The organism is Sulfitobacter sp. F26204 (assembly GCF_026410305.1).
Taxonomy (GTDB): Bacteria; Pseudomonadota; Alphaproteobacteria; order Rhodobacterales; family Rhodobacteraceae; genus Sulfitobacter.
Genome location: NZ_JAPMLQ010000001.1, coordinates 591140 through 603219, shown reverse-complemented (window position 1 = coordinate 603219; position 12080 = coordinate 591140). Strand labels below are relative to the sequence as shown.

The 12080-nt window shown below is 57.6% G+C and carries 14 protein-coding genes; 8 read left to right on the top strand and 6 right to left on the bottom strand.

Annotated elements, in window-relative coordinates; all coding sequences use genetic code 11:
• Window positions 1-2: 2 nt before the first annotated feature.
• Window positions 3-758, bottom strand: coding sequence for an HTD2 family dehydratase (locus OS190_RS02860; RefSeq protein ID WP_267157149.1), 756 nt, complete (start codon window positions 756-758; stop codon window positions 3-5).
• Window positions 759-827: 69 nt separating this feature from the next.
• On the opposite strand from OS190_RS02860, the gene OS190_RS02855 reads away from it, so the two are divergent.
• Window positions 828-1235: a VOC family protein gene (locus OS190_RS02855; protein ID WP_267157148.1), complete on the top strand. Its 408-nt coding sequence runs from the start codon at window positions 828-830 to the stop codon at window positions 1233-1235.
• Here OS190_RS02855 and OS190_RS02850 read toward each other — a convergent pair.
• The 3 genes from OS190_RS02850 to OS190_RS02840 form a co-directional block, all read right to left on the bottom strand.
• A complete protein-coding gene (locus OS190_RS02850) occupies window positions 1232-1768 on the bottom strand; it encodes an NADPH-dependent FMN reductase (RefSeq protein WP_267157147.1) in 537 nt (178 codons plus the stop codon). The genes OS190_RS02855 and OS190_RS02850 overlap by 4 nt on opposite strands.
• Before the next feature lie 113 nt (window positions 1769-1881).
• A complete protein-coding gene (locus OS190_RS02845; RefSeq protein ID WP_267157146.1) occupies window positions 1882-2553 on the bottom strand; it encodes a YiaD family glycine zipper/OmpA-like lipoprotein in 672 nt (223 codons plus the stop codon).
• A gap of 121 nt (window positions 2554-2674) precedes the next feature.
• Entirely contained in the window at window positions 2675-3544 is an 870-nt protein-coding gene (locus OS190_RS02840) for a methylated-DNA--[protein]-cysteine S-methyltransferase (protein ID WP_267157145.1), read from the bottom strand.
• 91 nt (window positions 3545-3635) lie between these two features.
• On the opposite strand from OS190_RS02840, the gene nth reads away from it, so the two are divergent.
• The 3 genes from nth to OS190_RS02825 are packed head-to-tail and all read left to right on the top strand — an operon-like array spanning window position 3636 to window position 5883.
• Window positions 3636-4286, top strand: a complete 651-nt coding sequence (nth, locus tag OS190_RS02835; protein ID WP_267157337.1) for an endonuclease III — start codon at window positions 3636-3638, stop codon at window positions 4284-4286.
• A gap of 12 nt (window positions 4287-4298) precedes the next feature.
• The gene (locus OS190_RS02830; RefSeq protein WP_267157144.1) at window positions 4299-5288 is read left to right on the top strand and encodes an adenosine kinase; all 990 of its coding nucleotides are present in this window, start codon (window positions 4299-4301) and stop codon (window positions 5286-5288) included.
• 4 nt (window positions 5289-5292) lie between these two features.
• On the top strand, window positions 5293-5883 hold the full coding sequence (locus OS190_RS02825) for a GNAT family N-acetyltransferase (protein ID WP_267157143.1): 591 nt from the start codon (window positions 5293-5295) through the stop codon (window positions 5881-5883).
• On the opposite strand, the gene OS190_RS02820 is transcribed toward OS190_RS02825, so the two are convergent.
• Both OS190_RS02820 and OS190_RS02815 read right to left on the bottom strand, forming a co-directional pair.
• The gene (locus OS190_RS02820) at window positions 5880-6356 is read right to left on the bottom strand and encodes a hypothetical protein (protein ID WP_267157142.1); all 477 of its coding nucleotides are present in this window, start codon (window positions 6354-6356) and stop codon (window positions 5880-5882) included. The two genes, OS190_RS02825 and OS190_RS02820, sit on opposite strands and share 4 nt — an antisense overlap.
• The gene (locus OS190_RS02815) at window positions 6353-6835 is read right to left on the bottom strand and encodes an RNA pyrophosphohydrolase (RefSeq protein WP_267157141.1); all 483 of its coding nucleotides are present in this window, start codon (window positions 6833-6835) and stop codon (window positions 6353-6355) included. Before OS190_RS02815 ends, OS190_RS02820 begins: the two co-directional genes overlap by 4 nt.
• A 193-nt stretch (window positions 6836-7028) precedes the next feature.
• On the opposite strand from OS190_RS02815, the gene OS190_RS02810 reads away from it, so the two are divergent.
• The 4 genes from OS190_RS02810 to OS190_RS02795 all read left to right on the top strand — a co-directional run bounded on the left by OS190_RS02810 (window position 7029) and on the right by OS190_RS02795 (window position 12080).
• Window positions 7029-9056 (top strand): NADPH-dependent 2,4-dienoyl-CoA reductase, encoded by a 2028-nt coding sequence (locus tag OS190_RS02810; RefSeq protein WP_267157140.1) that lies wholly within the window; start codon window positions 7029-7031, stop codon window positions 9054-9056.
• A gap of 132 nt (window positions 9057-9188) precedes the next feature.
• Window positions 9189-10130: a CorA family divalent cation transporter gene (locus tag OS190_RS02805; protein ID WP_267157139.1), complete on the top strand. Its 942-nt coding sequence runs from the start codon at window positions 9189-9191 to the stop codon at window positions 10128-10130.
• Window positions 10131-10273: 143 nt separating this feature from the next.
• Complete coding sequence (locus OS190_RS02800) at window positions 10274-11179, top strand: LysR family transcriptional regulator (RefSeq protein ID WP_267157138.1); 906 nt, start codon at window positions 10274-10276, stop codon at window positions 11177-11179.
• 178 nt (window positions 11180-11357) lie between these two features.
• On the top strand, window positions 11358-12080 hold the full coding sequence (locus OS190_RS02795) for a hypothetical protein (RefSeq protein ID WP_267157137.1): 723 nt from the start codon (window positions 11358-11360) through the stop codon (window positions 12078-12080).

Sequence of the window (12080 nt, the reverse complement as noted above, 5' to 3'; positions counted from 1 at the left end):
CCTCAGGCTTTGGCGATCATACATTGCCGCCCGTCCGCGCCGCGCACCCACAAATCTCGTCCCTTGATGCACAGATATGCCGTTTCGTCATGTATCAGGGGCGCTGTCGCGCGAAAGTCGAACCGCGCCAACGGGCCCAGATGATCCTGTGCCATCAACATCAACAGTTGCGCCAGAAGCGGGCCATGCACGACCAACCCGGCATATCCTTCGACATCGCGGGCATAGTCCAGATCATAGTGAATGCGGTGACCATTAAAGGTCAGGGCAGAATAACGAAACAGCAACGTCGACGAAAACCTCACCTCGCGGTGATGTGTCTCATCGACGGGGGCCATGGGCGGAGAGATCCGCGCCGCTTCTGCGTCGGGATCTGGGCGATAGACCAGATTCTGCCACTCGGTCAGGCAGTGGACACCGCTCTGATCTATGTCATGGCGTAGCGTCACGAAACCGAGCGGCCCACTGCGTCCTTGTTTCAGCACGGCCCTTTCACAACTGCTGGTGCGCGTGGCCGCCACACCAAGGCGCAGAGGAGCCTGAAAGGCCAACCGCCCCGCCGCCCACATCCGTCGTGGCAACCCCATATCGGGGATCAATCCCCCGACTGCGGGATGGCCATCACGGCCCAGGGCAACAGGCGGCTGCGGATCCCAGAAATAGAGTTGGTGAAAAAACGGCGGCAACGGATCACCCCGGCTGAACCGCGCAGTTTCACCCAAAGCGGCCTGCAGCGCATTGGCGCGAGCCGCATCCATCACATCGCTTTGACTTGTGGCTTCAATCCGGTCAGATTTCATACCGGACAATTAGAAGAGAACAGGACCATGCCGCAAGCGGAACCGACTGTGAAATCCCTCGATCATTTGGTCCTGACTGTCGCCGACATCGCGCAAAACACCCGGTTTTACGCGACGGCCATGGGCATGACCCTCCATCAGTTCACCACGCCCGATGGCGAAATCCGCCAGGCCTTGCGCTTTGGCAATACCAAGATCAACCTACACCGACAGGGGGCAGAATTTGAACCAAAAGCAGCGCGGCCCACACCCGGAAGCGCCGATCTGTGTTTTCTGACTGATCTGCCGCTGGCCGATTGGATGACACATCTGGACAGGTGCAGCGTCCCAATTGAACAAGGACCGGTTGCACGCACCGGGACCATGTCGCCCCTCACGTCGATCTACATCCGAGACCCCGACCGCAACCTTGTCGAGATCGCGGTTGAACATTAGATCATCCGGCGCAAAGCGACCATCAGTGCCGTCAATTCCTTGACGTAGATCTCGCCTGTCAGATGGCCGTTTTCATCAAAGGCCTGACTGCTGGCGGCAAGATGGATCTCCGGACCCTGAAGGATACGCGGGCGGAACGGCACCATGAATCCTCGCAGCACCATTTGCGCGCGTTCACCGCCTGCACGGCCGGCAGCGGCTGACATCACGGCCACCGGCTTGTCGTTCCAGGGATTCCCTTCAACACGGCTGATCCAGTCCAGAGCATTCTTGAGCACACCGGAAGGACCCTTGTTATACTCGGGCGTCGAAATAATCACCGCATCGGCGGCAGCGATTTGCGCTGCAACCTTCTGAACCTTCTTTGGCACACCCTGCGCCACCTCGTCGTCGGCATCATACAAGGGAAAGGCAATATCAGCCTCGGTATATTCGTGGTCGCCAAACAGCCGCGCAGCCTCGCGCATGAGTTTTGTATTCGTCGCCTCGGCGCGCAAAGACCCTGAAATTGCAAGTAGTTTGGGGGATGTCATGTCATGTCTCCAAATAGATTTTCGGTTACCTTTACAACCTGATTACTGTGCGCGAAACGCAAAAAGCCCCCACAAATCGCAGGGGCTCTGTGCATTTTTGCAAAGTTTGTTGATCAGGATGGGTTTGGCAGGATCACAATCTCGACACGACGGTTCTGCGCCTTGCCGTCCGGCGTCAGGTTGCTCGCGACCGGCTGGCTTTCGCCGCGACCGAATGTCTGCACCCGCTGCGGCGGCACACCGTTGGCAATCAAGGTATTGGCAACAGATCGCGCGCGCCCTTCGGACAGTGTCTGATTAAAGGCCGCATCGCCGTCACTGTCGGTATGTCCGACAATCTGCAGGGTGGAGTTGGCATAGACCTGAACGTTCTGGGCCAATGCCCGCAAGTCCCCCTGAAGTGTCGGAGTCAAAGCCGTACTTCCCGTGGCAAACAACAGGTTATTAGGCAGAGTAACGATCAAACGGTCGCCAGTGTTCACGATCTGCACATCGCCGCCCATCTGCTGACGCAGTTCGGCTTCCTGTTTGTCAAGGTTATAGCCAATCCCCGCACCCAAAGCGCCGCCCAATACCGCACCTACCAGCGCACCATCACCACGGTTGTCGTCTTTGGCCAGGGCACCGATCAAGGCACCGGAGGCCGCTCCGATCAATGCGCCGTTCTTGGTCTTCTGGTTGGGGTCGCCCGGCTGTGCCAGAATACTGCCGCCCGGTTGCGTACAAGCACCCAATGTCAGAGCACCCGCCACCAGAGCGACCAACGAAAGTTTAGAAGAAATCATGTTAACTGCCTTTGTATATCGGCCCCGTTCGGGCAGGGCGCTTGGTCTAATGCAGTATATATGGGGCGAATGCCGGAATAAATCACGGGGAAAATACTATCGGCAGTATCTTGCTTATGACTTAACCCTGTCCTTCTGCGCGTGCCGCTTCAAAAGCAAGCATCGCACGTTTGACGGGCAACCCCCAATGATAGCCCCCCAGAGCACCGGATTTACGCAGGGCGCGGTGGCAGGGGATCAGCCAGGAAACCGGATTGCGCCCTACGGCAGTACCCACGGCCCGCACCGCTTTCGGCCTGCCGATGGAGGCCGCAATGTCGGAATAGGTGGTGACTTGGCCCGAAGGCACCTGCAAAAGGGCCTCCCACACCTTGATCTGAAAAGGTGCCCCGATAAGATAAAGTGGCGCTTTTTCCTCCCCGTCATCCGCGACGCCAAAGGCCTTGCGCACCCAGGGGCGCAGTATTTCAGCATGTTCCTCAAACTGCGCGCCGGGCCAACGGCCCTGCAAATCGCGCATTGCCTCCTCCTCGCCCGTCTCGGCGGCAAGTGCCAGACCACAAATGCCCTTTTCAGTTCCCATGACCAATGCCGCCCCAAAAGGGCTGTCAAACCACCCCCAGTGAATGACGAGACCCGCACCGTTACGGGCAAATTCACCGGGGCTCATCGCTTCCCATCTCAGAAACAGATCGTGCAGGCGGCCTGTTCCGGACAATCCGACCTCATGGGCAGCCTCCAGTGTGGTGGCGTGGTCGCGCAGCATTTCCTTGGCCTGTCCCAACATCAGATATTGCTGATACCGTTTGGGTGAGACCCCCACCCACCGCGAAAACAACCGTTGGAAATGCGCGGCAGACATGCCCATTTTCTCAGCGATTTGCTCAAGCGTTAGGGTTTCCTCGGCGTCATCCAGCAGGTCAATCGCACGGCGCATGACCTTGTAATGATAACCATCATCAAGAGCGGGGATATGTGTGTTTGCGTTCATGCAGCCAATCTATGTGGCAAAAGCCCTGCATGCGACCCGAAACATGCGCAACCGCTTGCTCCCAAGTGCTGCATCGCGCATACCGACGCCTATGGCCAAACAACTCGACTATCACACCATCCGCGAAATTTTCACCCGCTTTGAGGCAGCCGATGCCGAACCCAAAGGCGAGTTGGATCATGTGAACGTCTATACCCTCGTCGTTGCCGTCGCCCTTTCCGCGCAAGCGACCGATGCAGGCGTGAATAAAGCCACAGCAGCACTGTTCAAGATCGCCGATACCCCGCAAAAGATGCTCGACCTCGGCATTGACGGGCTGACAGAGCATATCAAGACTATCGGCTTGTTCCGCCAGAAGGCAAAGAACGTCATGAAGTTGAGCCAGATACTGGTCGATGAATATGGCGGTATCGTCCCGAATTCCCGCGCCGCATTGCAAAGCCTGCCTGGTGTCGGTCGCAAAACCGCCAATGTCGTGTTGAACATGTGGTGGCGACAGCCGGCCCAAGCGGTCGATACCCATATCTTCCGTGTCGGAAACCGCACCGGGATAGCACCGGGCAAGACGGTTGACGCGGTGGAACGCGCCATCGAAGACAACGTTCCCGCGGATTTCCAGTTGCACGCCCATCACTGGCTGATCCTACATGGCCGCTACCATTGCAAGGCCCGCAAACCCCAGTGCCCGACATGTATCATCAAGGATCTCTGTCCCTTCGAGGACAAGACCGAACTTCCTTAAAGGATCTCTTACATGAAAACATATGACCTTGTTGGCATCGGCAACGCTGTTGTTGATGTGATCACCCAGAACGATGACAGTTTTCTCGCCCATATGGGTATTGAAAAGGGCATCATGCAATTGATCGAACAGGATCGTGCAGAAGTGCTTTATGCTGCGATGAATGACCGTGTGCAAACGCCCGGTGGATCAGTTGCCAACACAATCGCAGGTGCCGGCGCGCTGGGTCTTCAAACCGCCTTTATCGGACGGGTGCGTGACGACGCTCTGGGCAGGTTTTATGCCGGTGCCATGGCCGATCACGGCATTGATTTTGTAAACCCCCCAGTTGCGGAGGGCGATACACCGACCTCACGCAGCATGATCTTTGTGACACCCGACGGTGAGCGTTCGATGAACACATATCTGGGAATTTCCACCGGCTTGTCTTCTGACGATGTCTCCGGCGATGTTGCAGGCAACGCCAGGATGATGTTCCTTGAAGGTTACCTGTTTGATCAGGACGCAGGCAAGACGGCTTTCCGCGAGGCAGCGCGTGCGACAAATGCGGGCGGGGGCCTCGCCGGTATTTCAATCTCTGATCCTTTTTGTGTCGAGCGTCACCGGCCTGATTTCCTGTCGCTGATCAAGAACGAACTGGGTTTTGTCATCGGCAATGAAGCCGAAGTGAAATCCCTGTTTGAGACAGACAACTTTGAACAGGCCCTGTCCAAGACTGCCGATATTTGTGCCAATGTGGTCTGTACCCGTTCGGGCAAGGGCGTGACATTGATCAAGGACGGCACCCGCATTGATGTGGCCGTGACCCCGGTTATTCCTGTAGATGCTACCGGCGCGGGCGACCAATTCGCGGCGGGTTTCCTTTTCGGACTGTCCAGAGGTGCCGATCTGGAAACCTGCGGACGCATGGGCAATCTCTGTGCGGGAGAGGTCATCAGCCATATCGGCCCACGCCCGCAACAGGACATGCTCGCGGCGTTCAAGGCCGAAGGGCTGGTTTGAACAGATGATCAAGGACGGTCTGCACGACGTACCTGCGGGCAAGGTGGCGATGGTAGTGACTCATCTTGAGATGTTGGCCCCCGCGCCCACCAGCGGCAAGGCCGAGCCGCACGACATCACCTTTCGCCGGGTCGAAGCGGACCTGGCCTGGTATCGCGATATGTTTGACCGCGTCGGTACTGACTGGCTTTGGTACGGGCGGCGCAGGCTGGAGGATTGCGCATTGGCGTCCATCCTGAATGATCCCGATGTAGCGCTATACACGCTGCAAAAGGACGGGCGCGACGAGGCACTGCTTGAACTGGATTTCCGAACTAACGGCCAATGCGAACTGGCCTATTTCGGGCTGACCAAGGCCCTGATCGGTACTGGTGCCGGGCGATACCTGATGGATCAGGCAATCCGGCTGGCCTGGGCTGCGCCGATCAAACGCTTCCATGTCCACACCTGCACCCTCGATAGTGCCCAAGCGCTGGATTTCTATCAGCGCAGCGGGTTCACCCCCTACAAGCGTCAGGTCGAAGTCGACAATGATCCGCGTCTATCCGGGCACCTGCCCACAAACGCCGCACCGCATGTGCCCCTGATCCGCTAGTCCGCGGAACAATCCCTGCGGACCAGGCATTGTGTGACCCGTTTCAACATCGCAGGATCCGGCGCGCTGAACGCCGCACCGCCACAAGGACCGATCGCCAATGCATATCCTTGCGTATCCTTGCGCAGGAAAGCCAGTACATCGGTGTCATTCTGTATCTGTCCACACCAGGGTCCGACGCAGGAAACTTCCAGGGTCACCTCCTTGTCAAAAGGCAGTACAAATCCCTTTTTGTTCAGAAAGGTGCCCGACAACCGCGCCGCGACATGTGTCATTCTGGGTGGCGTGGTTTCAGTCATCCCTTCAGGCATCCGCGTCTGATCCAGGGTCAAGCGCCCGTTGACCACCACATAGGCCTCTTCCGCCGCGGCATAGCGGGCAAAACTTCCCTCGATCGTCGGTGCCAAACAGGACAACGCCAGGGCGGGCAGCGGGGCCGCAAGCGTTAGGATCGTAACCAGCAACCGGATCATAAATGCACCTCGAATTCTATCAGCACTCTTTCGTAGACCGACCGCTTGAACGGCACGATTCCGGCAACCAGTTCATCAACTGGCACCCATTTCCAGGCGGAAAACTCTTGATGCTCTGTCACGATATTCACTTCATCATCGTTTCCGTGAAAACGCATCAGAAACCATTTCTGTTCCTGTCCGCGAAATTTGCTCTTCCACAGCTTAGGCACCAGTTCATGCGGCAGATCATAGGCCAGCCAACTTCCGGTCTCTGCCAGGATTGACACCATATCAGCCGTGACGCCGGTTTCTTCTTCCAACTCGCGCAGCGCCGCATCGCGCGGTGTCTCGCCCTTGTCGACTCCGCCCTGCGGCATCTGCCAGGCCTCCTTGTAGTTGTCCTTGCGTTGGCCGACAAAAACCGCGCCCTCGGTGTTGAGCAACATAATCCCGACACAGCGTCGATAGGGCAGTTTCGCAATCTCTTCAGGGGTCATTGGCGCAGGCTTTCTGATTCACGTTTTCTTGGCCATTGGCGTAGCATGGTTCGGCCAATGGGGCCACGTGCCCTTGTCACTCATCCCGTCGTGATATCCAATAGCAGTCATATGACGCGGCGTTGCGCGTGACTCGGTTCGCCATTTCCGGTGATGTCACGCCCAATACCGCCATAGCCAGAAAGGCCCGCCCATGTCTGATTATCCACACCTGCTTGCCCCGCTCGATCTGGGTTTCACAACATTGAAAAACCGCGTGTTGATGGGCTCGATGCACACCGGGTTGGAAGAAACCAAAGACTGGAACCGCGTGGCAGAGTTCTACGCAACCCGCGCACGCGGCCAGGTCGGTTTGATGGTCACCGGCGGAATCGGGCCGAACCCGGAAGGATCGGTGGCGCATGGTGCCGCAATGATGGTTTCGGACAAGGATGTCGAAAACCACTCGGTCATCACCAAACGTGTGCATGACGCCGGGGGAAAAATCGCGATGCAGATTCTGCATGCGGGGCGTTATGCCTTTACCCCCGATTGTGTGGCACCCTCCCCGGTAAAATCACCGATTTCGATGTTTGCCCCAAAGGAATTGGACGAAGCGGGCATCGAAAAACAGATTGCCGACATTGCGAATTGTGCGGCTCTGGCGCAGAAAGCAGGCTATGATGGGGTCGAGGTGATGGGATCAGAGGGTTATTTCCTCAACCAGTTCCTTGTCAGTCACACCAACAAGCGCAATGACCGCTGGGGCGGTTCCTATGAAAACCGCATGCGTCTGCCGATCGAAGTGGTGAAACGCGTGCGCGAAACGGTCGGAACGGACTTTATCATCATCTACCGTCTGTCGATGATTGATCTGGTGCCCAATGGCTCCACCTACGACGAAGTAGCGCAACTGGCTGTCGAGATTGAAAAGGCCGGTGCGACAATCATCAACACCGGAATCGGCTGGCACGAAGCCCGCATTCCAACCATTGCCACTTCCGTCCCGCGCGCGGCCTTTGCCTGGGTAACCAAGAAATTGATGGGCAAGGTGGGCATCCCCCTGATCACGTCAAACCGGATCAACACGCCCGACGTTGCCGAAGAGGTCTTGGCGGACGGCTGCGCCGATATGGTGTCGCTGGCACGACCCATGCTGGCAGATGCTGATTTCGTGCTCAAGGCAATGGAAAGCAGATCCGAACAGATCGCCCCCTGCATTGCCTGCAATCAGGCCTGTCTTGACCACACCTTTGGCGGCAAAATCTCAAGCTGCCTGGTCAATCCCCGCGCCTGCTACGAAACCGAACTGCTGCTGACACCGGCAAGTACGGCAAAATCCATCGCCGTCGTCGGTGCCGGTCCGGCGGGGCTTTCCTCTGCACTGGCCCTGGCCGAGCGCGGTCACAAGGTCACTGTCTTTGATCGCGCAAGCGAGATCGGCGGGCAACTCAACCTCGCCAAACAGGTGGCTGGAAAGGAAGAATTCTGGGGCTTTGTCGACTGGTATCGCACCATGGTCGATGAACTGGGTATCACGGTGAACCTGAACACCGAAGTCAGCGCCAACGATCTTGATGGTTTTGAAGAGGTGATCATCGCAACCGGCGTAGTCCCGCGTGACCCGCAGATCCCCGGCCAAAACAGCGGCAATGTCGTCAGCTATATCGACGTCTTGAACGGTACCGCAAAGGTTGGCCAGAAGGTCGCAGTGATCGGCGCAGGCGGCATCGGTTTCGATGTCTCCGAACATCTGGTGCAGGACGGCGACAGCACAACCCTCAATCTGCCCGAATGGATGAAGGAATGGGGGGTCGCAGACCCTTCAGAGCACCGCGCAGGCCTGGCCCCCGAAGGGCCTCAACCGCACAAGGCAGCACGCGAAGTGACCATGCTGCAACGCAAGACCAGCAAGGTTGGCAAAGGATTGGGCAAGACCACCGGCTGGATTCACCGCGCCTCTTTGACCATGAAGGAGGTCAAGATGATCGCAGGCGTGAACTATGAAAAGATCGACGCCGACGGCCTGCATATCAGCTTTGGCGAGACACGCGACAACCCGACCCTGATCGAAGCCGATACAATTGTTCTGTGTGCCGGTCAATTGTCCGACCGCTCGCTGGCCGACGCGCTAGAGACCAAAGGCAAGAGCTGCCATGTCATCGGCGGTGCGGATGTTGCAGCGGAACTCGACGCTAAACGCGCCATTGATCAGGGAACCCGACTGGCTGCAACGCTCTGAACCGGAGTTTTGGGCGGGTGCCGCAATGTGCACCCGTCTGTCACCTGCACAAAATGCCCCCTTCTGCACCGCCGCTGTTGCCTCGTCGTGGCGCAGGGTACACATTTGCCTGCACAGCAATACAGGCCCGCTATGACACTCAGCGTTTTTGACATCTCCGAAGACGGCAGCGCAACCATACCCTCAGGCACCCATCTCACAGGCAGCACAGGGTATCGTTGGTGGCATTTCGACCTGTCCGATCCGAACCTGCCTGCCTGGTGTGCCAAACATCTGGCACCGATTCCGGCAGGTGCCCTGCTACAACCCGAAACCCGCCCGCGCTGCGACAGCTATGAGGACGGGTTGCTGTTAAACCTGCGGGGCATCAATCTGAACGAAGGCCAGCCGGCGGAGCAGATGGTCTCGATCCGCATGTGGGTGGCGGAGGATGTGGTCATCACCGTGCGCTTGCGGCGCGTGTTTGCCATCGACGACATCAAACAGGAAATCCTGGCCCAAATGGCTCCGCCAACACCGGCGGCATTTGTCACCGCCCTTGTCACCCGCCTGACCCTGCGCGTGCAGGAAGAGGTGATGACGATTTCAAAGCTTACAGAGTTTTTCGAGGCTGATCTGGATGACGACACCACGCCGATTCCCCGTGAGTTGCCGCTGACGCGCCGCCGCGTCATCCGCCTGCGTCGCTATCTGGAACCACAACGCGCAGCCCTGGTGAAACTGGCCAACAGCGATTTGCCCTTGATCCCCGGGCCCGACCGCCTGCTGTTGCGCGAACAGGCCAACCGCACGACCATCACTGTCGAAGAACTCGATGCTCAGCGCGAGCGGCTGATCACCGTGCAGGACGATCATGATCTGGATGTCGCCCGCAAACAGGCCCGCCATGCGCATGTCCTGTCTGTCGCCGCAGGCGTATTCCTTCCCCTCAGTTTTCTGACAGGGCTGTTCGGTGTCAATATTGCCGGTATGACGGGGCTGCAGAACCCACTTGCCTTTTCCCTCCTTTGTCTCGGCATTGTTGGACTGGCGGTGGTGATCGTTGTCGTCATGCGGTTGATACGCTGGCTGTAATCCCTGCGGGAAACACAGTGTTCACCTGTTTCCCCGTTAGGAACGATCCTCCAATTACCTTGCTACTGTCCCATCCCTGCCCCGATCCTGCCTGAATTGGTCTGCATACCAACCTTCGAAGTTAGTGATGTGAAGGAGCGGGTATGGACCGCCTGACGGAAATGGAAGCATTTGCCACAGTTGTGGATCAAGGCGGCTTCACCGATGCCGCCAAGAAGATGGGGATTTCAAAATCCGCTGTCTCGAAACACGTCTCCTCGTTGGAGGCGCGATTGGGCGCTCGATTGCTCAACCGCACCACACGGCGTGTCAGCCCGACCGAAATCGGCCTTGCCTATTACGACCGCGCCCGCCGGGTCCTGAATGATGCAGGCGAAGCGGATGCACTGGTCACATCGATGCAATCTGCTCCCTCGGGTCTGCTGCGCATCTCTGTTGCAACAGATTTTGGCGTAAATCATTTGTCACCTGCGCTGTCGGAATTCCTCTCGGATTTCCCGGACATCACGGTGAACATGGTCCTCAACAACCGCTATGTCGAATTGATCAGCGAAGGTTTTGACATGGCCGTGCGCATTGGTGAATTGGAAGACAGTACGCTGCGGGCACGCAAATTGACCGAAACCACCAAACGTATGATCGCATCACCGAAATATTTCGAGGAATACGGACGCCCCGAAAAAATCGACGATCTGAATGACCACAAGCTGCTGCATTACTCCAATCAATCCAGCGGCAATGTCTGGAAACTGACCGCGCCTTCGGGTGAAAAACGCCAGGTGCGCACCGCTGGCTGGCTATCTGTGAATGACGGGCAAAGCCTGCTGAACGCCGCGATTTCCGGTCTCGGCATCGCCTATCTGCCGAGCTTTCTCTACTCCGATGCGATGGAAAAGGGTCTTGTCGAAGACGCAATTCCTGACCTCCCGCTGGAGACCCAGGGCATCTATGCCGTCTATCCACCGGGCCGTTTCACTCAACCCAAGGTCCGTGCCTTTATCGACTTTCTTGTCCATGAATTTGCCGACAAAGGCCCCAGCGACTGGTAACCAAACACCGCCTCCCTCGGTGAGACTGAACCTCCGGTACCATGACTGGCATCGGGGGTCTTTTTCGTCTGAGCCGCGGTCGATGGCTTCGAAACTTTTCCCTATAGGTTGAATCAAGGCCTCATTTTCGCCCAAAACGCTGTGTATCCACTGCGGAAACAATATAGAAAACAGGCCCATGACCATACAACGCACTCTTGTATCGACCCTAGCCATGCTCACCTTCGCGGCCTGCAGCCAAACAGCGCGAGATACCCCACCAACGCGCCTTGAGGTCAATCCACTCGGTGTGCACAGCAATGTGCTGGTTTCGGATGGCTTGACCGAACAGGCAGAGGCGTTGACCCAGCACGCGAATGCTATCGTGCGTGCTTCGACATTGAAGGGTGCCATGATCGGGGCGGCAATTGGCTGCGGCATCAGCGTTCTGGCTGCCAGCACAACAGGAAATTGCGTGAAATCCGCCGCCCTTGGCGCTGCAGGCGGCGCGCTGGCCGGTAACATCTCCGGCAAACAAGAGGTCAAACGCCGCGTTGCCCTCGCCTCTCCAAACGCATTGGTACGCAACCTTCGCAAAGCCAACGACAGCTTCGCAATGATCGAAACCTCACTCCCCGACCTGCTGGCGCGGCAAGACGCCGAACTTAACAGGCTTTCGCTTACCTTCGCCTCGGGTCAAATCAGCAGGGAAACCCATGACAAACGCCTCGCCACCATTCGCCAGGACCGCGCCGCTCTGGCTGAAGCCCTGTTGCAAACCGCAACTCAATCCAAACAGGCGGCTGCAAACCTGAAAGCGGCCTCTGAGGCCGGCCACGGTGGCCTAGATTGGCATATCTCCGCCACAGAACAGCTCGCCCGCGAGACTTTGTCGGCACGGTCCACCATCAGCTTGCTATAA